This is a genomic window from Curtobacterium sp. SGAir0471 (genome assembly GCF_005490985.1).
GTDB lineage: Bacteria > Actinomycetota > Actinomycetes > Actinomycetales > Microbacteriaceae > Curtobacterium.
Window position 1 is genome coordinate 1768687 of record NZ_CP027869.1, and the last position, 21508, is coordinate 1790194.

The 21508-nt window shown below is 70.4% G+C and carries 19 protein-coding genes; 9 read left to right on the forward strand and 10 right to left on the reverse strand.

What is annotated here, in order from left to right; all coding sequences use genetic code 11:
- The first annotated feature begins 39 nt into the window (after nucleotides 1-39).
- The gene (locus C1N91_RS08225; RefSeq protein WP_254678190.1) at nucleotides 40-2382 is read left to right on the forward strand and encodes a RelA/SpoT family protein; all 2343 of its coding nucleotides are present in this window, start codon (nucleotides 40-42) and stop codon (nucleotides 2380-2382) included.
- A 52-nt stretch (nucleotides 2383-2434) separates the two neighbouring features.
- On the opposite strand, the gene C1N91_RS08230 is transcribed toward C1N91_RS08225, so the two are convergent.
- The 3 genes from C1N91_RS08230 to deoC all read right to left on the reverse strand — a co-directional run bounded on the left by C1N91_RS08230 (nucleotide 2435) and on the right by deoC (nucleotide 4973).
- Nucleotides 2435-3004 carry a type IV toxin-antitoxin system AbiEi family antitoxin gene (locus tag C1N91_RS08230; RefSeq protein ID WP_137767344.1) on the reverse strand — a complete coding sequence of 190 codons (570 nt, stop codon included), beginning with the start codon at nucleotides 3002-3004 and terminating at the stop codon, nucleotides 2435-2437.
- 64 nt (nucleotides 3005-3068) lie between these two features.
- Nucleotides 3069-4028, reverse strand: a complete 960-nt coding sequence (locus C1N91_RS08235) for an ROK family protein (protein WP_137767345.1) — start codon at nucleotides 4026-4028, stop codon at nucleotides 3069-3071.
- A gap of 183 nt (nucleotides 4029-4211) precedes the next feature.
- On the reverse strand, nucleotides 4212-4973 hold the full coding sequence (deoC, locus tag C1N91_RS08240) for a deoxyribose-phosphate aldolase (RefSeq protein ID WP_394586409.1): 762 nt from the start codon (nucleotides 4971-4973) through the stop codon (nucleotides 4212-4214).
- 42 nt (nucleotides 4974-5015) lie between these two features.
- On the opposite strand from deoC, the gene C1N91_RS08245 reads away from it, so the two are divergent.
- From C1N91_RS08245 to C1N91_RS08260, 4 genes are all read left to right on the forward strand, one after another.
- Complete coding sequence (locus tag C1N91_RS08245; protein ID WP_137767346.1) at nucleotides 5016-6548, forward strand: SDR family oxidoreductase; 1533 nt, start codon at nucleotides 5016-5018, stop codon at nucleotides 6546-6548.
- Nucleotides 6545-7129 carry a GDSL-type esterase/lipase family protein gene (locus C1N91_RS08250; RefSeq protein WP_137767347.1) on the forward strand — a complete coding sequence of 195 codons (585 nt, stop codon included), beginning with the start codon at nucleotides 6545-6547 and terminating at the stop codon, nucleotides 7127-7129. Before C1N91_RS08245 ends, C1N91_RS08250 begins: the two co-directional genes overlap by 4 nt.
- Complete coding sequence (locus C1N91_RS08255) at nucleotides 7129-7590, forward strand: DUF6804 family protein (protein WP_254678191.1); 462 nt, start codon at nucleotides 7129-7131, stop codon at nucleotides 7588-7590. The genes C1N91_RS08250 and C1N91_RS08255 overlap by 1 nt, the downstream gene beginning before the upstream one ends.
- Nucleotides 7591-7716: 126 nt before the next feature.
- Nucleotides 7717-9270: a stealth conserved region 3 domain-containing protein gene (locus tag C1N91_RS08260; RefSeq protein WP_137767348.1), complete on the forward strand. Its 1554-nt coding sequence runs from the start codon at nucleotides 7717-7719 to the stop codon at nucleotides 9268-9270.
- A gap of 523 nt (nucleotides 9271-9793) precedes the next feature.
- Here C1N91_RS08260 and C1N91_RS08265 read toward each other — a convergent pair.
- From C1N91_RS08265 to ctaE, 5 genes are all read right to left on the reverse strand, one after another.
- A complete protein-coding gene (locus C1N91_RS08265; protein WP_137767349.1) occupies nucleotides 9794-10753 on the reverse strand; it encodes a phosphodiesterase in 960 nt (319 codons plus the stop codon).
- A gap of 182 nt (nucleotides 10754-10935) precedes the next feature.
- A complete protein-coding gene (qcrB, locus tag C1N91_RS08270) occupies nucleotides 10936-12630 on the reverse strand; it encodes a cytochrome bc1 complex cytochrome b subunit (RefSeq protein WP_137767350.1) in 1695 nt (564 codons plus the stop codon).
- Entirely contained in the window at nucleotides 12630-13697 is a 1068-nt protein-coding gene (gene qcrA / locus C1N91_RS08275; protein WP_058727855.1) for a cytochrome bc1 complex Rieske iron-sulfur subunit, read from the reverse strand. The genes qcrB and qcrA overlap by 1 nt, the downstream gene beginning before the upstream one ends.
- Nucleotides 13698-13730: 33 nt before the next feature.
- Nucleotides 13731-14534 carry a cytochrome bc1 complex diheme cytochrome c subunit gene (gene qcrC / locus C1N91_RS08280; protein ID WP_058727854.1) on the reverse strand — a complete coding sequence of 268 codons (804 nt, stop codon included), beginning with the start codon at nucleotides 14532-14534 and terminating at the stop codon, nucleotides 13731-13733.
- A 21-nt stretch (nucleotides 14535-14555) separates the two neighbouring features.
- Nucleotides 14556-15194: an aa3-type cytochrome oxidase subunit III gene (gene ctaE, locus C1N91_RS08285; protein ID WP_137767351.1), complete on the reverse strand. Its 639-nt coding sequence runs from the start codon at nucleotides 15192-15194 to the stop codon at nucleotides 14556-14558.
- 70 nt (nucleotides 15195-15264) lie between these two features.
- Between ctaE and trpD the strand changes: the two genes are divergently transcribed.
- Nucleotides 15265-16320 (forward strand): anthranilate phosphoribosyltransferase, encoded by a 1056-nt coding sequence (trpD, locus tag C1N91_RS08290; RefSeq protein ID WP_137767352.1) that lies wholly within the window; start codon nucleotides 15265-15267, stop codon nucleotides 16318-16320.
- Nucleotides 16321-16529: 209 nt separating this feature from the next.
- On the opposite strand, the gene glpK is transcribed toward trpD, so the two are convergent.
- Complete coding sequence (gene glpK / locus C1N91_RS08295; RefSeq protein ID WP_137767353.1) at nucleotides 16530-18041, reverse strand: glycerol kinase GlpK; 1512 nt, start codon at nucleotides 18039-18041, stop codon at nucleotides 16530-16532.
- Between the two features lie 53 nt (nucleotides 18042-18094).
- Entirely contained in the window at nucleotides 18095-18820 is a 726-nt protein-coding gene (locus C1N91_RS08300; protein ID WP_137767354.1) for an MIP/aquaporin family protein, read from the reverse strand.
- Between the two features lie 312 nt (nucleotides 18821-19132).
- Between C1N91_RS08300 and dhaK the strand changes: the two genes are divergently transcribed.
- Genes dhaK through dhaM form a run of 3 tightly spaced genes read left to right on the forward strand, consistent with a single transcriptional unit; the run spans nucleotide 19133 to nucleotide 21508 of the window.
- Nucleotides 19133-20134, forward strand: a complete 1002-nt coding sequence (dhaK, locus tag C1N91_RS08305) for a dihydroxyacetone kinase subunit DhaK (protein WP_137767355.1) — start codon at nucleotides 19133-19135, stop codon at nucleotides 20132-20134.
- Nucleotides 20135-20165: 31 nt separating this feature from the next.
- Nucleotides 20166-20792: a dihydroxyacetone kinase subunit DhaL gene (dhaL, locus tag C1N91_RS08310; protein WP_137767356.1), complete on the forward strand. Its 627-nt coding sequence runs from the start codon at nucleotides 20166-20168 to the stop codon at nucleotides 20790-20792.
- Nucleotides 20789-21508, forward strand: a complete 720-nt coding sequence (gene dhaM / locus C1N91_RS08315; protein ID WP_137767357.1) for a dihydroxyacetone kinase phosphoryl donor subunit DhaM — start codon at nucleotides 20789-20791, stop codon at nucleotides 21506-21508. The genes dhaL and dhaM overlap by 4 nt, the downstream gene beginning before the upstream one ends.

Genomic DNA, 21508 nt, shown 5'->3' on the forward strand with positions numbered 1-21508 from the left:
GCCAGATCGTACCCGGACACCGGTCGCAGGAGGCGCATCATGACGGACACCCGTGAGTCCTCGTCCCAGGGTGCGCCCACGCCCGGCGCGAGCCGTCCCGGTTCCGCGCCACGACCCTCCAGTCCGCTGAACGCGACGACCACCGGCAATCTCGGGTCCCTCCGGTCGCTGTTGCCGCGCCTGTTCTCGCGGGCGCAGCCCGCGGGTGCGGTCGACACCCTCATCCGCACCGTCCGGTCACACCACCCCAAGGCCGACGTGACGCTCATCGAGCGGGCGTACTCGGTCGCCGAGCGCGCGCACGACGGGCAGAAGCGGAAGTCGGGCGAGCCGTACATCACGCACCCGGTCGCCGTCGCGCAGATCCTCGCCGACCTGGGGATCGGGACGATCACGATCGCCGCGGCCCTGCTGCACGACACCGTCGAGGACACCGACTACCAGCTCGACCAGCTCCGGTCCGACTTCGGCGACGAGATCGCGATGCTCGTCGACGGCGTCACCAAGCTCGACAAGGTCAAGTACGGCGACAGCGCGCAGGCCGAGACCGTCCGCAAGATGGTCATCGCGATGTCCAAGGACATCCGCGTCCTCGTCATCAAGCTCGCCGACCGCCTGCACAACGCCCGTACCTGGGGCTTCGTGGAGTCCGCCTCGGCCACGCGCAAGGCGAAGGAGACCCTCGAGATCTACGCGCCGCTGGCGCACCGGCTCGGCATCCAGATGATCAAGCTGGAGCTCGAGGACCTGTCCTTCGCGGTCCTGCACCCGAAGCTCTACGTCGAGATCGACAGCCTGGTCAAGGAGCGCCAGCCGAAGCGCGAGCAGTTCGTGCAGAACGTCATCGGCACCCTCAAGAAGGACCTGAAGGCGGCGAAGGTCCGCGGCGAGGTCATGGGCCGGCCGAAGCAGTACTACTCGATCTACCAGAAGATGATCGTCCGCGGGCGCGAGTTCGACGAGATCTACGACCTGGTCGGCATCCGCGTGCTCGTGCCGACCGTCCGCGACTGCTACGCGATGCTCGGGTCGGTGCACGCGCGGTGGACCCCGCTGCCCGGGCGGTTCAAGGACTACATCGCGACGCCGAAGTTCAACCTGTACCAGTCCCTGCACACCACCGTGCTCGGACCGCAGGGCCGTGCCGTCGAGATCCAGATCCGCACGCACGAGATGCACCAGCGGGCCGAGTTCGGTGTCGCGGCGCACTGGAAGTACAAGCAGCGTGCGCAGGGCCGTGACGTCGACGCCTCGTCGACCACCGACGACCAGGACATGGCGTGGCTCGCCCACATCACCGACTGGCAGGCCGAGACGAGCGATCCGGGCGAGTTCCTCGACTCACTGCGCTACGAGATCGGCGCGAAGGAGACGTACGTCTTCACCCCGCAGGGCAAGGTCATCGGCCTGCCCGCCGGCGCCACCCCGGTGGACTTCGCGTACGCGGTGCACACCGAGATCGGGCACCGCACGATGGGTGCCAAGGTGAACGGCCGGCTCGTCCCGCTCGAGAGCACGCTGTCGAGCGGCGACGTGGTGGAGATCTTCACGTCGAAGAACCCCGACTCCGGCCCGAGCCAGGACTGGCTTACCTTCGTGCGGAGCCCCCGGGCGCGCAACAAGATCAAGCAGTGGTTCACCAAGGAGCGCCGCGAAGAGGCGATCGAGCAGGGCCGCGACGCCATCGCCCGCGCGATGCGCAAGCAGAACCTGCCGCTCCAGCGCATCATGAGCCAGGACTCCATCGCCGAGGTCGCCTCGTCGATGCGGTACGACGACGTCTCCGCCCTGTACGCCGCGGTGGGCGAGGGCCACGTCTCCACGCAGTCCGTCATCGAGAAGGTGCTCGGGAACGTCCAGGCGGAGACCGAGACGGACGAGCCCGAACTCGCCTTCCCGCGGCAGGTCACGAGCCGACAGCTCCGGAACAGCGACAGCGGTGTGCTCGTGCGTGGGGCACCGGACATCCTGGTGAAGCTCGCGAAGTGCTGCACGCCGGTGCCGGGGGACCAGATCGTCGGCTTCATCACCCGCGGCCAGGGCGTCTCGGTCCACCAGGCGTCGTGCACGAACGTCAAGTCGCTGATGAACGAGCCGGACCGGATGATCGAGGTCGAGTGGGCCCCGTCGTCGAAGTCGGTCTTCCTCGTACAGATCCAGATCGAGGCGCTCGACCGCTCCGGGTTGCTCAGCGACGTCACCCGTGTGCTGACCGACCACCACGTGAACATCCTGTCCGCGACGGTGTCGACGTCGTCCGACCGCCTGGCGCTCAGCCGGTTCGTGTTCGAGATGGGCGACACGACCCACCTCGACCGGGTGCTGAACGCCGTGCGGCGCATCGACGCGGTGTACGACGTGTACCGGGTCAGCGCGGGCTGACCCCGGTCAGGGACCGCGGTCAGCGCCGGCTGACCCCGGGCACCGACCGCCGTCAGCACGGGCCGACGCCGGCCGGGACCCACCCGGCGGTCGCCAGGTCGAGTCGGCGTTCCGCCTGACGCACCATCGGGATCGTCCCGAGCGCGTCCAGGCGGCGGTGAACATCGACCGTCGAGACCGCGCCGATGGCGACGAGTCCACGGAGGGCGTCGCGTGCCGACGTGTCGAAGGGCCCCGGCGCGCGGAGCAGGTCCACCGCCGTCCGCTCCGGCGTGGTGACCCGGGTCCGACCGAGGCGCACCGTGTCCTCGGTGGTGAGCCGCACCTCGCGGAGCCGGACGTCCGGGTCGACGCGCAGGCGGAGGGTCGGCGGCACGCTCACCTCGATCGGCGACGGCGGACGCGACGTGGCGCCCCAGATCCACGCGGCGGACCGACCACTGGCCACCAGCCGGACGTCGGGCACTCGCCACGCGTGCGCGGCGGCGCGCAGTCCGGGCGTCTGCGGCTCCGCGGGGGAGGCCCAGCACCACCCGACGGGGACGAGCTCACCCGCCAGGACGGCGGCGCGGAGCTCCGCCTCCGGCCAGTCGTCACTGGTCAGCAGGCGAGGCGTCGGCACCCGCTCATCCTGCCGGACGGGCGGCGGTCGCGGTCAGCCCTGTGGAGAGCACCGCGCCCCTGACTCAGCGCAGGACGTCCGCGCGGTGCACGAGCGCTGCTGCCCCGATGAGCGGGCCGTCCTGGGACAGCCCGGTCGGGACGATCCGCACCTTCGTGACGAAGCCGAACTCGACGCGCTCGGCGACGGCCTCGCGGGCGTACTCGAACAGGTCGGGCGTGACGTGCGAGAACCCGCCGCCGATCGCCACGACCTCGAGGTCCACCAGGCTCGTGGCCGCCGCGATCGCCTGCCCGAGCGCGCGACCGCTCCGTCGGACCGCGGCCACGGCGACGTCGTCACCGGCGGCGTAGGCCGCGGAGAGCTCCTCGCCGGTGCTCCCGGTGAACCCCTGCCGCTGCGCCCAGGCGACGGTCTTCGGTCCGCTGGCCACGGCCTCGAGGCACCCGGTCCCACCGCAGGCGCACGGGTCGTCGAAGCCGCCGCACTCGACGTGCCCGATGTGGCCGGCGTTGCCGGTCGGGCCGCTCACGGTGCGCCCGTGCAGGATCAGCCCGCCGCCGACGCCGGTGGACACGATCATGCCCATGACGTGGTCGGACCCCTGTGCCGCGCCGACCCAGTGCTCGGCCAGGGTGATCGCGAGGCCGTCCATCCGGAGCGTGACCGGGACGCCCTCCGGGACGAGGGCCGCGATGGCGTCGCGGAGCGGCCACCCGCGCCACACCGGCATGTTCAGGGGGGAGACGAGGCCGTGCTCCTCGTCGACGGGTCCGGCAGCGCCGACGCCGACACCCACGAGCTGCGCGTCCGCCGGCAGCGTCGCGAGCGTCGCCGTCACGACCTGGTCGACCGCAGCCTGCAGCTCGTCCGCGCTCCGCAGTGGCCCGGTCGGCTGGCGGTGCCGGGTCCCCGGCAGGACGACGCCCTGGTCGGAGACGAGGGCCGCCTCGACCTTGGTACCGCCGAGATCGACGGCCAGCGCGATCGCGGACGAGGGGGACTGGGCTGCGGTGCTGGACATGCGCGCTCCGATGCGGCGGTCTGGAGGCTCGGCTCGCCGTGACGACGCGACCTCGCGTCGGTGCGGGCCGGCCCGGGCGATGTGGTCGGGTCGGGTGGTGTCGGTCCGGCCGCGGCCGGTCCGGGTCGTGCTCTGGGTGGTGTGGTCTGGGTGGTGCCGTCCGGGGGAGCGGACGGCGGGTCGTCAGTAGGAGGAGCTGTCGTCGCCGAGTGCGGACGCGGAGCCGGTCTCGGCACGGTGCGCAACCTCGTCGAGGATGCGTGCCGAGGCACTCGTGCCGATCCGGTCGGCACCCGCCTCGACCATCTCGAGCAGGGTGTCGAGGCCACGGACGCCACCGGACGCCTTGACGCCGGTGTCGGGGCCGACGGTCTCGCGCATCAGCCGGATGTGCTCGGCCGTCGCGCCGCCGCCGGCGAACCCGGTCGAGGTCTTGACGAACGCGGCACCCGCGCGCTGGGCGGCCCGGGACGCGGCGACGATCTCGTCGTCGGTCAGGAACGCGGTCTCGAGGATGACCTTGACGACGGTGTCGCCGGCTGCGTCCACCACCGCGCGGACGTCCTGCTCGACCCGGTCCCAGTCACCGGACCGCGCCGCGCCGATGTTCTGCACCATGTCGAGCTCGAACGCGCCGTCGGCCAGGGCCTGCAGCGACTCTGCGACCTTGGCGGCGGTGGTCGTGGTGCCGTGCGGGAACCCGATCACGGTGCCGACGCCGACGCCGGTGCCCTGCAGGCGCTCGACGGCGTGCGCGACGTCGCTCGGTCGGACGCAGACGCTGAAGACCCGGTGGGCGGCGGCCTCGTCGAGCTGCGCGTCGACGTCGGCGCGGGTCAGCTCGGGCTTGAGGATCGCGTGGTCGATGAGGGCGCGCACGGCGTCGGCGCCGAGGTCGTGCTGGTCGGCCCGGTGCTGGTGTGCGGGGATCGCTGCGTTGTCCACCCGGAAAGCCTACCCGGAGGCGACGCGCGTACCGTGCCCTGCATGCAGGTCCTCGTCACCGGTGCGACCGGGTACATCGGTGGGCGTCTCGTCCCCCGCCTCCTCGAGGCCGGACACGACGTCCGCGTCTTCGTCCGCACGCCGCGGAAGCTCCAGGACGTGCCGTGGCACGACGACGTCGAGATCGCGGAGGGCGACCTGCAGGACGCCGACGCAGTCCGTTCCGCCGTGCGGGGCATCGAGGCCGTCTACTACCTCGCGCACGCCATGGGTGCCGACGGGGACTTCGAGCGGGCCGAGCGGGACGCCGTCGAGACGATGGCGCGCGAAGGCCACGGCGCCGGCGTCCGGCGGTTCGTGTACCTCGGCGGGCTTCACCCGGACGGCGAGCTGTCGAAGCACCTCCGGAGCCGGAAGGAGGTCGGGGACGTGCTCCTCGCCTCCGGCGTCCCGACCATCGCCTACCAGGCGGGCGTCGTCATCGGGTCGGGGAGCACCTCGTTCGAGATGATCCGGCACGTGACCGACGTGCTGCCCTGGATGCCCGCGCCCCGGTGGGTCCGCAACCGCATCCAGCCGATCGCCGTCCGCGACGTCCTGTACTACCTGGTCGCGGCGCTCGACATCCCCGCGGACGTCAACCGCACGTTCGACATCGGCGGCCCGGACGTCCTGAAGTACGGGCAGATGCTCAACGGCTACGCGGTCGAGGCCAAGCTGCCCCAGCGGCGCTTCACCGTCCTGCCCGTCCTGACCCCCGGTCTGTCGGCGCACTGGTTCAACATCGTGACGCCGATCCCGCGGAAGCTCGCGACACCGATCATCGAGTCGCTCCAGTTCGAGTGCGTGCAGCGCGAGCACGACATCGACGACGTCGTGCCGCGGCCTGAGGGCGGACTGACCTCGTACCGCCGGGCGGTCCGTCTCGCCCTGACGAAGATGCGCAAGGGCGAGGTCGAGACGAGCTGGCGGAGCGCCACGCTCACCGCGACCCCGGCGGACCCGCTGCCGAGCGACCCCGAGTGGGCCGGGCACACGGTCTACGTCGACGACCGGAAGCGGCACTCGAGTGCCAGTGCCGAGGACGTCTGGCGCGTCGTCGAGTCGATCGGCGGCGAGAACGGCTGGTACTCGTTCCCCCTGGCCTGGGTCGCGCGCGGCTGGATGGACAAGGTCGCCGGCGGCGTCGGACTGAACCGTGGTCGCCGCGACCCGCACCGCCTCGAGCAGGGCGACGCGCTCGACTGGTGGCGCGTCGAGCGCCTCGAACGGGGGCGCTACCTGCGCCTCCGCGCGGAGTTCAAGTCCCCCGGTCGCGCATGGCTCGAGATGCGGGTGTCCCCGAGCGACGACGGCGGCAGCGACTACCACCAGCGGGCGATCTACTTCCCGCAGGGGCTGCCCGGACGCCTGTACTGGTACGGGATCCTGCCCTTCCACGGCATCATCTTCCCCGGCATGGTCGAGCGCATCACCGCCGCGGCTGAGCGCGAGTCGCAGCACACGGAATCGACGGGGCGGAACTGGACCCAGCAGAATGGGGCGCAGGAACCGGTCCACGAGGAGGCAGCATGAGCACCGAACACCCCACCGTCCTGTTCCTGGGCGACAGCATCACCGAGCAGGGGTCCTGGGACCAGTGGCTCCCGGCGGAGCGCACGAGCAACCAGGGCGTCGGCGGCGACACCACCGACGGTGTCCTCGCCCGCCTCGACGCCGTGATCGCCGAGCAGCCCGAGGTGATCGTGCTGCTCATCGGGACCAACGACTTCGGCAACCACCGGTCGAGCGTCGAGCACGTCGTCCGCGGGGTCGAGTCGATCCTCGTCACGCTGCGTCGGGAACTGCCGGGCGTCCGGCTGCTGCTCGTGTCGATCCTGCCCCGCCAGGCCGACTGGAGCGCGAAGATCGAGGAGGCGAACCGGCACCTGCGGCAGTTCGTCGCGACCTGCCACGCGCAGTACCTCGACCTCTGGCCCGCGCTGGCCGAGGACGACCACCTGGCCGAGCGCTTCACCGAGGACGGCCTGCACCTCAACGCGGACGGCTACCGTGCCGTCGTCGACGAGCTCGTGCCGGCGCTCGAGCGCGTCCGGGACCTCCCGCCGATGTCCCGGCCGATCCAGGCGATCGACCTCGAGGAGGCCGGCGCCTGATGGCGCGGAAGGGTCGGCCCCCGGCCGGGTCCTCGCTGCAGGGCCTCCCGACCGACCGGCCCGGACCAGGGCGCCCGGCCGCTCCGTCAGCCGGCCCGACCTCGGCCGATGGCACACCGCCCTTCACGCGTCCGGCCCTGGCGCCGTCGCTGCTGGCCGCCGTGGTCCTCATCGCGTTCGTGGCCGTCATCGACTCCTCGGGCTTCGTCTTCGTCCGGTGGGGCGTGACGGTGCTCGCCCTCATCGTGCTCGTCTTCGCGTTCCGCGGTCGCACCTGGTGGGCGGTCGCGCTCACCGCCGCGATCGCGGTGTGCTGGAATCCGGTCGTCGTCGTCACGATCCCCGGCCAGGTCTGGGCGGGCCTGCAGCTCGTCGCAGCGGCCGCGTTCATCGTGGTGGGGATCACGGTCAAGGTACGGCGCGGGACGGACGCGGGGCGCGCCTCCCGTCCGTCCGCCTGAGGCCAGCGGTACCGACGCGACCGGTACCGGGCTCCCACGGCCGACGCGCGCTCCCGGCGCGCCGCCGGACGGTAGGATCACAGGAGCCGGGCACAGGGTCCGGCGCACGCGATGCGAAGGGCATGGATGAGCCACGAGACCGAGCCGGCGACCGAGAGTCCTCTGCTGAACCCTCGACCGTCCTCCGGCGGTCTCGACCGACCTGACGTCGTCGTCCGCAAGGGACGCCTGACCCTGGTCAACGGGCACCTGACCCCCCAGCAGTCGATGATCGAGGACCTGTTGTTCCTCGACGACGCACTCACCGCCGGTGACGTCGACCACCTGCTCATCCGCGGCAACGACCGACGACCGGTGATCGCCGTCGACGAACGCGACCGGCAGCGCGCCGAGAGCGCGATCATGGCCGCCGCAGCCAACGAGCCGTTCTACGCGAAGCCGCCGGGGGAGCCGGCAGTGCTCGTCCTCGACGACGGCCTCGGCTCCGTCGACGAGCCGGTGCTCCGCGTCTTCCGGCCCCGGCTCGAGCCCATGGGTCGGCTCCGCTACGGCGCCGAGACGAGCGTCCAGCTCGAGTTCTGGCGCGTCACCGACACCGAGGTGCTGGCGCCCGTCGAGAACGCCCTGATGCGTCGCAGCCTGCCGATCGACGAGTTCGTGCTCGTGGACATCGAGCGCTACGGCCGCACCTGGCGGACCGTGGAGCACATGTTCGACGACCACGTGTCGGACATCCGCTTCCCGATCGACATCGTGTTCTCGTGGGTCGACGGCAACGCGATCGAGTACCAGCGTGCCCGCCAGGCGGCTCAGGCGAACGCCGTGCTGGGGGAGGGCGACGACGCCCCCGCACGTTTCCGGCAGATCGACGAGCTGAAGTACGCGCTGCGCTCGGTGCACACCTTCGCGCCGTGGATCCGTCAGATCTACATCGCGACCGACTCGCCGGCACCCGCCTGGCTCGCCGACCACCCGAAGGTGCGGATCGTCCGGAGCGAGGAGTTCTTCGCGGACCCCTCGGTGCTCCCGACCCACAACTCGCAGGCCGTCGAGTCCCAGCTGCACCACATCCCGGGCATCAGCGAGCACTTCATCTACTCGAACGACGACATGTTCTTCGGGCGGATGGTCGAGCCGTCGGTGTTCTTCAGCCCGGGCTCGGTGTCGAAGTTCATCCTCGCGACCACCCGTATCGGCCTCGGCTCGAACAACGCGGCCCGCAGCGGGTTCGAGAACTCCGCCCGCGTCAACCGCCGACTGCTGCAGCAGCGGTTCGGTGCGGTGACGACGCGGCACCTCGAGCACGCGCCCACACCGCTGCGCGCCTCGATCATGACCGAGATGGAGCACGAGTTCGCGGCGGAGTTCCGCGCCACGGCGGCCTCACGATTCCGTGCGGCGGACAACATCTCGGTGACGAACTCCCTGTACCACTACTACGCGCTGCTCACCGGGCGGGCGATCGTGCAGGAGAACGCGCCGGTGCGGTACGTCGACACCACGATGCAGTCCGGGCTCAAGGCGCTCGACGAGCTGCTCAAGAAGCGGAACGTGGACTTCTTCTGCCTGAACGACGGGAGCTTCCCGGAGGTCTCGGACGAGGAGCGCACCCGGCGCGTGACGGACTTCCTCGAGAAGTACTTCCCGTTCCCCGCGCCGTGGGAGAAGCCCGGCACCTAGGACGCGCCGGGCGTGCCTCCGGGTTCGTCCCGGTCGCTGCGCTTTGGGCGGGTTGCCGTCACCTGCGCCGAGCGTGCACCATCTGTCACCTTCGACCGTGTCGAGCGACGCATCACGCCCGATGCCGGATCGACCGGCGGCATGTCGTGCCCGTTCGGGGGCCGCTGCGGGCTCGGCTGCCGCTGCCGGTCGGGGTTCTCGTCGCGGCCGGCTGAGGTTCTCGTCGCGGCCGGCTGGGGTTCTCGTCGCGGCCGGCTGGGGTTCTCGTCGCGGCCGGCTGGGGTTCTCGTCGCACGACCTGCCGCTCACCTTCGACGGCGGCGGCATGTCGTGCGACCGGAACGACCGGCGACGGCACGTCGTGCGACCGGGAGCGCAGGATGAAGCAGCGGGCAGCAGGCAGCGGGCAGCGGGCAGCGGGCAGCGGGCAGCATGCAGCAGGCAGCGAGCACCCGGCAACAGGCCGCCGGCAACCGGCCGCGGGCACCCGGCAGCCGGCCGCCGGCAACCGGCGGCCGGTGCCTCAGCGGCGGATGGGGGAGGTCGGCACCGTGTCGAGCGTGAACACCGGGATGCTCGCCGTGACCGGAGCGGGCTCGACCGCGGGCGCGATCGTGACCCCCGCAGCGGCGAGCCGTGCCTCGGTCTGTTCCGACGACACGGGTTCGCCGACCGTCGAGTAGTGCCCGATCGGCACGACCGAGTGCACGACGTTGTTGCCGTAGACGTGCACGAGGTTGAACGACTGGGCGCCGTCCTGCCCGCGGGTACCGCCCTGGTACTCGGTGAGGTCCTGGGTGTAGCAGGTGGCACTCGCCACCGACACCGGGACACCGGCGAACACGGCGCTCGTGGAGTAGTGCAGGTGCCCGGCGATGATCGAGATGACGTCAGACCCCTCGACCACCTCGGCCAGGGCTGCCTGGTCGCGGAGCTCGACGAGGACCGCGAGGTCCTGCACGCTCGGGACCGGCGGGTGGTGCATCGCGAGGATCGTCCCGTGCGGTGCCGCTTCGGAGAGGACCTCGGCCAACCAGTCGAGCTGCGCGGGGGAGACCTCGCCGTGGTGTGCGCCGGGCACGCTGGTGTCCAGGGTGATGACGCGCAGGCCGTTCACGTCGTAGACGAAGTCGACCGGACGATCGGTCGGCTGGAGTCCGAAGAGCTCCTGCCGGAACGCACCGCGCTCGTCGTGGTTGCCCATGGCCCAGATGACCTGTGCGCCGATGCGGCGCGCCGCCGGTTCGACGATGTCGCGGATCCGTGCGTACGCGCCGGGCTCGCCCTTGTCGGCGACGTCGCCGGTGACGACGATGGCCTCCGGGTGGGTGCCGGAGGCCTCGATGTCGGCGATGATCGCCGAGAGTCGTGCTGCGGAGTCGACGTCGCCGTAGAGCACGCCGTCACCTGCCACGAGGTGGGTGTCGCTGAGGTGGAGCAGGAAGTGGTTCGGCCTGGGGTGTTCGGCCGTCCGGCTGTCCATCGGTCTCTCGTTCCGTTGGCGGATGCGTGGTGCAACACGTTGCCACACCGTCGAGGACGAGTCCAGCACGCCACTCTGAATGCACGGTGAACCGGAACCGGCGGCTTCACGGCGAATGACGGAAGGCCCTCGACCACGAAGTGGTCGAGGGCCTTCCGTTCTTGCCGAGCGGTGCTTGCTGGCTAGTGGTTGCCGGCGCCGAGCGCGGGAGCCTGGGCCTGGAGGTCGGCCTCCAGCTCCGGGCCGTGGTGCGCGGCGTGCGCTGCCTCGAGTTCCGCCTTCGTGACCGGCGCGATGCGGTCCTCGAAGAAGAAGCGGGACAGGTTCGCACGGACCTTCTGCACGCCGGTGATCCGGCCCTTGGCGTCCGGACGGACCATGAGCGGCTTGTACTCGTTGAACTGCAGGAGCTTCCAGCGCTCGTACTCGTCGAGCTGCTCGTGGACCTCGATGTACTCGCCGTGCGGCAGTCGGACGATGCGACCCGACTCGTAGCCGTGCAGGACGATCTCGCGGTCCTTCTTCTGCAGCGCCAGGCAGACGCGCTTCGTGATCCAGAAGGCGACGAACGGGCCGAGGACCGTCGTGGCCTGGATGACGTGAATCACGTGCTCGATCGACACCATGAAGTGCGTGGCGATGATGTCGGACGAGGCAGCAGCCCAGAGCGACGCGTAGAGCGTGATGCCCGCTGCACCGAAGGCGGTGCGGGTCGGGGCGTTGCGCGGACGGTCGGCCAGGTGGTGCTCACGCTTGTCGCCGGTGACCCACGCCTCGAGGAACGGGTAGGCGAACATCGCGATGATGAGCGCCATGAGGACGGCGATCGGCACGAGGATGTTGAACGACACCGTGTAGCCGAACCACACGACCTCCCAGTGCGGCGGCACCAGACGGAGCGCGCCGTCCGCGAAGCCGATGTACCAGTCGGGCTGGGTACCGGCGGACACGGGGGACGGGTCGTACGGGCCGTAGTTCCAGATCGGGTTGATCGTGAACAGCGACGCGATGAGGGCCAGGATGCCCGCGACGATGAAGAAGAAGCCACCGGCCTTCGCGGCGAACGCCGGGAGGATCGGGACGCCCACGACGTTGTCGTTGGTCTTGCCCGGGCCCGCGAACTGCGTGTGCTTGTTGATGACGACGAGCACGAGGTGCACGCCGAGCACCGCGACGAGGATCGCCGGCAGCAGCAGGATGTGCAGCGTGTAGAGGCGGCCGACGATGTCGGTGCCCGGGAACTCGCCGCCGAACAGCAGGTAGGCGATCCAGACGCCGATCACCGGGACACCCTCGATCATGCCGACGATGATGCGGAGACCGTTGCCGGAGAGCAGGTCGTCGGGGAGCGAGTAGCCGGTGAAGCCCTCGGCCATGGCCAGGATCCACAGCACGAAGCCGAAGACCCAGTTGAGCTCACGGGGCTTGCGGAAGGCACCGGTGAAGAACACGCGGGCCATGTGCAGCATCACCGAGGCGACGAACAGCAGGGCCGCCCAGTGGTGGATCTGCCGGACGAACAGACCACCGCGGATGTCGAACGAGATGTTCAGGGTGGACTGCAGGGCGGTCGACATCTCGACGCCCTTGAGCGGCACGTACGAGCCGTTGTAGACGACCTCGGTCATCGACGCCTGGAAGAAGAACGTCAGGAACGTCCCCGAGAGCAGGACGACGACGAAGCTGTACAGCGCGACCTCGCCGAGCATGAAGCTCCAGTGGTCGGGGAAGATCTTGCGCCCGACCTCCTTCACCAGGCCCGAGATGCTCGTGCGCTCGTCGATGTAGTTGGCGGTGGCCCCGATGAAGCGGGACCCGCGCGTCGGCTCGGGCCGGGTGGCCGTGGTCGGCGCGCTCGTGGTGGTGGTGCTGGTCATCAGCGTTCACGCTCCCAGAAGGACGGTCCGACCGGCTCGTGGAAGTCGCTCTGCGCAACCAGGTAGCCGTCGTCGTCGATCGCGATCGGAAGTTGGGGGAGGGGACGTGCAGCCGGGCCGAAGATGACCTCGCAGTTGTTCGAGACGTCGAACGTCGACTGGTGGCACGGGCACAGCAGGTGGTGCGTCTGCTGCTCGTAGAGCGCGACCGGGCACCCGACGTGGGTGCAGATCTTGGAGTAGGCGACGATGCCGTCGTACCCCCAGTCCTCGTGCCCCTTGGCGGGGTTGAGGTCCTTCGGGTCGAGACGCATGAGGAGGACGGAGGCCTTGGCCTTCTCCTCCAGCATGTGCTCGGAGTCGAGCATGCCGTCCGGGATGACGTGGAAGACCGAACCGATGGTGACGTCCGACGCCTTGATCGGCAGACCCGTCGGGTCCTTCGTCAGGCGCATGCCGGACTTCCAGAAGGTGTGGCGCAGGAGCTCGTTCGGGTCCTCAGCCGGGGCGAAGTCACGGACGAGGACGACGCCGGGCAGCGGGAAGGCAACCAGGGCACCGATCATCGAGTTACGGATCAGCTTGCGACGGCTGAAGCCGGACTCCTTGTCGGCGAGCTGGAACGCCTCCACCGCCTTGGCGCGGGTCGCATCGGTCCCACGGGTGCTGTGGCGCATCTCCGTGATCTCGCGGTCCACCACGAGCGACTTGGACCAGTAGACGGCGCCGAGGCCCAGCGCGAGGAGGGCCAGGGCGATCGCCAGACCGAGCCAGAGGTTGCCGGCGCGGACGGTGCCGAAGTCCTCGGGGTCGATCGGGAAGGCGATGTACGCCGCGATCGCGAGGACGCTGCCCACGATGGACAGGTAGAAGAACGTGGCGACCTGACGCTCGGCCAAGCGCTGCTTCTTCGGGTCGACGTCGGTGCGGCGCGCGCGGTGCGGCGGCTCACCCGGGTTCTCGAACGGGTCCGCGGGGACGACCGCGGTCCCGGCCGACGTGCTGGTCGCGCCGTGCTTCTCGACAGCCGAGGACGAGTTCAGTGCCTCGTCGTCGTGCTCTGCCATGGTGTTCCCTTCAGTGTCGTTCGACACGGACGATCAGTTGGACTTCGCGGTCAGCCAGACGGTCATCGCGACGACCGCGCCGAGTCCGAAGATCCAGATGAACAGACCCTCTGCCACCGGGCCGAGGGAGCCGAGGGCGAACCCACCGGGCGACTTGTTGTCCTGCACGTACTTCAGGTACGTGATGATGTCGGCCTTCTGCTCCGGCGTCAGGTTCAGGTCGTTGAAGACCGGCATGTTCTGCGGGCCCGTGACCATGGCCTCGTAGATGTGCTTGCCGGAGACCGTCTGCAGGTTCGGGGCGTACTTGCCCTCGGTCAGCGCACCGCCGGCGCCCGCCACGTTGTGGCACATGGCGCAGTTGATGCGGAAGAGCTCGGCGCCCTCGGCCGCGTCTCCCTTGCCGTCCGTCAGGGACGAGGAGGGGACCGACGGGCCGGGTCCGAGCGATGCCACGTAGGCACCCATGGCGTCGATCTGCTCGTCCGTGAACTGGGCGGGCTTCTCCTCGGCCTGGGGGCCCTGCGCGGCCATCGGCATGCGGCCGGTGCCCACCTGGAAGTCGACCGACGCGGCGCCGACACCGATGAGGGACGGACCCTCGCTGGTGCCCTGGGCGTCGAGGCCGTGGCAGGTGGCGCAGTTCGAGGCGAAGAGCTTCTCGCCCTCGTTGACCTTGGACTGGCTGGACACCGCGGAGGTGGTGCTGTCGTCGGCGTTCGCCGTCGAGCTGAACAGCGCGTACGCACCGCCGGTGGTCATGAGACCGACGACGATGAGCGAGACGGTCGCCATCGGGGAACGGCGGCCCTTCTTGGACTTGCTTCTGGTGAACATGCGGTGGGGGGTGTCCAGTTCCTACTTGAGAAGGTAGATGACAGCGAAGAGGCCGATCCAGACCACGTCGACGAAGTGCCAGTAGTACGACACGACGATCGCGGTGGTCGCCTCCTTGTGGCCGAAGTTCTTGGCGGCGAAGCCGCGGCCGAGGGTCAGGAGGAAGGCGATGAGACCACCCGTGACGTGCAGGCCGTGGAAGCCGGTGGTCATGTAGAACGCGGAGCCGTAGGCGCTCGACGAGAGCGTGACGCCCTCGTGCCAGAGGTTCGCGTACTCGAAGACCTGGCCGCAGACGAAGATCGCGCCCATGCAGTACGTGACGAAGAACCACTCCGTCATGCCCCAGTCCTTGGGGTTCCAGCTCGTGCGGTGCACCTGGAAGCGCTCCGCGGCGAACACCGCGAACTGGCAGGCGAAGCTGGACAGCACCAGGATGATCGTGTTCACCGAGGCGAACGGCACCTCGAGCTTGGCGGTCTCGGTCGCCCAGAGCTCGGGCGAGGTGCTGCGCAGCGTGAAGTAGATCGCGAACAGGCCGGCGAAGAACATGACCTCGCTGCCCAGCCACACGATCGTCCCCACGGCAACGGCGTTCGGCCTGTTCAGGACCGGACCGCTGGCGGATCTGGAGAGAGGGGTGCTAGTCACGTCCTCCATTATGGCCGAAACCACTGACAGTGTTTTCGCAGGACACTGGCGGGTCGTTCGAACTCAGTACCATCGAGTCATGTCCCTCACACTCTCCTGGCCTGCAGTCATCAGCGCGCTCATGGCGCGCGAGGACCTCTCGATCAGGCAGTCCACGTGGGCCATGGAGGAGATCGTCCAGGGACGCGCGACCGCCGCCCAGATCGCCGCCTTCGCGGTGGCGCTGCGGGCGAAGGGCGAGACCGTCGACGAGGTCGTCGGGTTCCGCGACGCGATCCTCGACGCCGCCGTCCCGCTGGACGTCGACCCGATGGCGCTCGACATCGTCGGGACCGGCGGCGACGTCGTCGGCACCGTGAACGTCTCGACGATGGCCGCGATCGTCATCGCTGCCGCGGGCGTGCCGGTCGTGAAGCACGGCAACCGCGCGAGCTCGTCGAAGTCCGGTTCGAGCGACGTGCTCGCGGCGCTCGGCCTCGACCTCACGATGGACGCCGCGCGTGTCGCGGACACCTTCCGGCGTGTCGGTCTGACCTTCGCGTTCGCGAGCGCCTTCCACCCCGGTTTCGCCCACGCCGCACCGGTCCGGCGGGAGATCGGCGTGCCGACGGTCTTCAACTTCCTCGGACCGCTGGTGAACCCGGCCCGGTGCGAGGCCAACGCCGTGGGCGTCGCGCAGCTCGAGCTCGTCCCGATCATCACGGGCGTGTTCCAGACCCGCGGCGCGACCGCGCTCGTGTTCCGCGGCGACGACGGCCTCGACGAGCTCACGACGACCGGTCACTCGCACATCTGGGAGGTGACGGGCGGTCGGGTCATCGAGCACGACCTCGACCCGCGCGACCTCGGCATCGCCCGTGCCCGGACCGAGGACCTGCTCGGCGGGGACCCCGAGCACAACGCCGCGGTGGTCCATCGTGTCCTCGCGGGGGAGACGGGCCCGGTCCGCGACATCGTCCTGCTCAACGCCGCCGCGGGGCTCGTGTCCTTCCGTCTCGCCGAGGACCCCGAGCAGGCGGACCGACCGATCCTGCAGCGCTTCCGCGAGCAGCTCGCGGTCGCCGCCGATGCCGTCGACTCCGGCGCCGCTGCGCAGAAGCTCGCCGACTGGGTCGGCGTCGCTCCCGTGGCCTGACCACCCCCGCCCTCGAGACGCCGGCGTCGACGCGAGACGCACCGAGCACGACGAGACGCCTCCGAATCCGGGGGCGTCTCGTCGTGGAGCGGGCGTCTCGCGAACCGGCTCGGGCTGTGCGCGTCCGCTCGCCACCGGAACGGCCTGGAGGCGCGGTGCCGGCCCGACGGACCGGCACCGCGCCTCCGGGCGGTCACCGCAGCTGTGTGTCAGCGCACGTCCTCGTCGACCCAGTCGAAGGTCTTCGTGACGGCCTTCTTCCACAGGCGGAGCTGGCGGTCGCGCTCGGCGTCGTCGAGCTGCGGCTCCCAGCGCTTGTCCTCCTGCCAGTTGGCACGGAGCTCGTCGAGGTTCGCCCAGAACCCGACGGCCAGGCCGGCGGCGTAGGCGGCACCGAGGGCGGTGGTCTCCGCGACGACCGGTCGGACGACCGGCACGTTCAGGATGTCCGCCTGGAACTGCATGAGCGCGTCGTTGGCGGTCATGCCGCCGTCGACCTTGAGCTCGGTCAGGTCCACGCCGGAGTCGGCGTTCACGGCGTCCAGGACCTCGCGGGTCTGCAGCGCCGTCGCCTCGAGGGCGGCACGGGCGATGTGGCCCTTGTTGACGTAGCGGGTCAGGCCGACGAGCGCGCCGCGGGCGTCCGGACGCCAGTACGGCGCGAAGAGCCCCGAGAACGCCGGCACGAAGTAGACGCCACCGTTGTCCTCGACGGTCTTGGCGAGGGCCTCGACCTCGGGCGCGCTGCCGATGATGCCGAGGTTGTCGCGGAGCCACTGGATGAGCGAGCCCGTGACGGCGATCGAACCCTCGAGCGCGTAGTGCGTCTCCTGGTCGCCGAGCTTGTAGCCGACGGTGGTGAGCAGCCCGTTCTCCGACCGGACGATCTCGGTGCCCGTGTTGAAGATCAGGAAGTTGCCGGTGCCGTAGGTGTTCTTCGACTCGCCCTGGTCGAACGCCGCCTGGCCGAAGGTCGCTGCCTGCTGGTCGCCGAGGATGCCGGCGATCGGGACCTCGCGGAGCAGGCTCGACGACTCGACGTGACCGTAGACCTCGGACGAGCTGACGATCTCGGGGAGCATCGACTTCGGCACCCCGAAGTCGGACAGGATGTCGTCGCGCCACTGCAGCGTCTCGAGGTCCATGAACAGCGTGCGGGACGCGTTCGTGACGTCGGTCTTGTGGACGCCGCCGTCGGTGCCGCCGGTCAGGTTCCAGAGGACCCACGTGTCGGTGGTGCCGAAGAGCAGGTCGCCCGCCTCGGCCTTCTCGCGCGCACCCTCGACGTTCTCCAGGATCCAGGCGATCTTGGTGCCGGCGAAGTAGGTGGCGAGGGGCAGGCCGACGATGGCCTTGTAGCGGTCGGTGTCGCCGTCGGCGAGCTTGTCCACGATCGACTGCGTGCGGGTGTCCTGCCACACGATGGCGTTGTAGACCGCCTTGCCGGTGTTCTTGTCCCACACCACCGCGGTCTCGCGCTGGTTCGTGATGCCGACCGCCGCGACGTCGTGGCGGGTGATGTCGGCGCGGGACAGGGCCTGGCCGATGACCTCACGGGTGTTGTCCCAGATCTCCGCCGGGTCGTGCTCGACCCACCCGGCGCGCGGGAAGATCTGCTCGTGCTCCTTCTGCCCGACCGAGATGATCGAACCGGAGTGGTCGAAGACGATGGCTCGCGTCGAGGTCGTGCCCTGGTCGATGGCGACGATGTAGTCGGCCATTGGTGCTCCTTACGGGTGTGTTCGGTGTGTGGAGAGGGTTCGGTCTGCAGCCGTCAGGAGACGACGGGGAGCAGGAAGGTCGAGGCACCGGCGGCGAGGGCGCCACCGATGAGCGGGCCGACGACCGGGACCCAGGCGTAGGACCAGTCGCTCGAGCCCTTGCCCTTGATCGGCAGGATGGCGTGGGCGATGCGCGGGCCGAGGTCACGTGCCGGGTTGATGGCGTAGCCGGTGGGGCCACCGAGCGAGACACCGATCGCGATCACGAGGAAGGCGACGGGGACCGCGCCGAGTTCGGCCGGCGTCTTGCCGTTGGTGAAGGCGAGCACGACGAAGACGAGCACGAAGGTGCCGATGATCTCGGTGACGACGTTCCAGCCGTAGCTGCGGATCGCCGGGCCGGTCGAGAAGACGCCGAGCTTCGCGGCGGCGTCGGGCTCCTCGTCGAAGTGCTGCTTGTAGGCGAGCCAGACGATGACGGCACCGATGATCGCGCCGATGAGCTGCGCGATCCAGTAGAGGAACATCTGACCGACGGTGATGTTGCCGAGCAGGGCCTGCGCCAGGCTCACCGCGGGGTTGAGCTGGCCGCCGGAGCTGTACGACACGCTGACACCGGCGAAGACCGCGAAGCCCCAGCCGATCGTGACCATGAGGAAGCCGGCGCCGAAGCCCTTGGACTTCGTCAGCGAGACGGCGGCGACGACACCGCCACCGAGGATGATGAGCAACGCCGTACCGACGAGCTCTGACATGAAATTGACGCCGATGCCGTCCATCGGTGACCTCCAGTGCGAGTGGTGGGGGTCCGGTGGCTGCTGCGTCCGGCACTCCCCGTCGAGTGATTGGGGCCGAGCATAGTGAGGCCGATCGCCGCGACGCGATCACGGAGCGAGCCGAGTTCGCGAAACTGCACGAACGTGCACACCCGGTGTGCGGTCGAGCATCGCGCGGCGGGGCTGCGGCGGCATCCTGCTGCACGAACGTGCACCGGAGTCGAACGGGCGGTCGCTGTAGGGTGAACGCACTCCGGTCGACGACGGCGGTGTGTCTCCGCCCGCGGTCGGCCACCGCACCCGTGGAGGTCCGTCATGAAGAAGCTCATCAACGATCCGCACGACGTCGTCACGGAGACCGTCCGTGGGTTCGCCCGGGCGCACGAGGGGCACGTCGTGCTGGTCGAGGACCCGATCCACCTGCACCGCGCCGACGCACCGGTCCAGGGCAAGGTCGGCATCGTCAGCGGTGGCGGCAGCGGGCACGAGCCCCTGCACGCCGGGTTCGTCGGCCACGGCATGCTCGACGCGGCCGTCCCCGGTCCCGTCTTCACGAGCCCGACCCCCGACCCGATCGTCGCGGCGACGAAGGCGGTGGACGGGGGAGCGGGCGTGCTCCACATCGTGAAGAACTACACCGGCGACGTCCTCAACTTCGAGACCGCCGCCGAGCTGGCCGCGATGGAGGACATCCGCGTCGAGTCCGTCGTGGTCGACGACGACGTCGCCGTGCAGGACAGCCTGTACACGGCCGGACGTCGCGGCGTGGCCGGCACCGTCGTCGTCGAGAAGTGCGCCGGTGCCGCAGCCGAACGCGGCGACGACCTCGACGCCGTAGCGGCGGTCGCCCGTCGGGTCAACGAGGTCACCCGGTCGATGGGCCTCGCCCTCGGCTCCGGGACGGTGCCGCACGCGGGGGAGCCGTCCTTCGCCCTCGCCGACGACGAGGTCGAGCTCGGCATCGGCATCCACGGCGAGCCGGGACGCGAGCGCATCCCGATGGCACCGGCCGACCAGCTCGTCGACCGCGTGCTCGAACCGGTGCTCGCGGACCTCGACGCCCCGGCCGGCTCGCAGCTGCTGCTCCTGGTCAACGGCATGGGCGGCACCCCGCTCTCCGAGCTCTACATCGTGTACCGACGCGCCGCCGAGGTGCTCACGGAGCGCGGCCACCACGTCGCGCGTAGCGTGGTCGGCGACTACGTCACGTCCCTCGAGATGCCCGGCTTCTCGATCACCGTCACGGTGCTCGACGAGGAGCTCACGGCCCTCTGGGACGCCCCGGTGGAGACCCCCGCGATGCGCTGGGGTCGCTGACCACCGTCCACCATCCAGGAAGGAACACGAATTGGCGCTCGACACCGCATGGGCCATCGACTGGGTGCGCCGCACCGCCGCGACGATCGACGACCACCGCGCCGAACTGGTCACGCTCGACCGTGAGATCGGCGACGGCGACCACGGCGAGAACCTCGACCGGGGCTTCCGCGCCGTGGTCGAGGCCGTCGACGCCGGGTCGTTCGACACCCCCGGCGCGGTCTTCAAGACGGTGGCGACGAAGCTCATCTCGACGGTCGGCGGCGCCGCCGGTCCGCTCTTCGGCACCGCGTACCTCAAGGCCGCGCAGGCCGCCGGCGACGCGACCGAGCTCGATGCGGACGCCCTGGTCGCCGTCCTCACCGCCGCCCGCGACGGCGTGGTCTCGCGCGGCAAGGCCGAGGTCGGCGACAAGACGATGGTCGACGCGTGGTCGGCCGCCGTCGACGCCGCCGCCACAGCGGCAGCGGCGGGCGAGGGCCCGGAGCGCGTGCTCGAGGCCGCCGCCGACGCCGCCGTGACCGGCGCCGAGTCGACCGACCCGCTCGTCGCCCGCAAGGGCCGCGCGAGCTACCTCGGGGAGCGGGCGGTGGGGCACCGCGACCCGGGCGCCCAGTCGACGGCGTACATCCTGCGCGCCGCGGTGGACGCCGCGTGACCGTCGGCATCCTGGTCGTCTCGCACAGCGCGGCGATCGCGACCGGCACCGTCGAGCTCGCCCGCCAGATGGCCGCGGACGTCCCGCTCGTGGCCGCCGGCGGGACGGACGACGGCGGGATCGGCACGTCGTTCGAGGCGATCACCGACGGCATCCACGAGCTCTCCTCGGCCGACGCCGTCGTCGTGCTCTGCGACCTCGGGTCCGCCTACCTGACCACCGACACCGCGCTCGACTTCCTCGACGACGCCGACCGCGGGCGCGTGCACGTCTCGCAGGCACCGCTCGTCGAGGGCACGGTCGCCGCGGCGGTGGCCGCGCAGTCGGGCGGCGACGTCGACGCGGTCCTGGCCGCCGCCTCGACGGCCGCAGGGTCCGCGGACGACGGCGGGGGAGCCTCCCGTCCGGACGGGGACCAGCCGGGAGGCGCGACCCGCGTCGACGACGACGGTCCTGCCGACGGAGCGGTCACCGCGACCGTCGAGCTGGTCAACGAGAGCGGGCTGCACGCCCGTCCGGCGGCCGAGTTCGTGAAGGCCGCGGCGAAGCACGAGGCCCGCGTCCGCGTGAACGGCGTGGACGCCAAGAGCCTCCTGGCGATCATGGCGCTCGCTCTGCCGAAGGGAGCGACCGTGACGATCGAGGCGGACGGACCCGACGCGCAGGACGCCGTGGACACGCTCGTCGCGCTCGTCCGTTCCGGCTTCGGCGAGTGA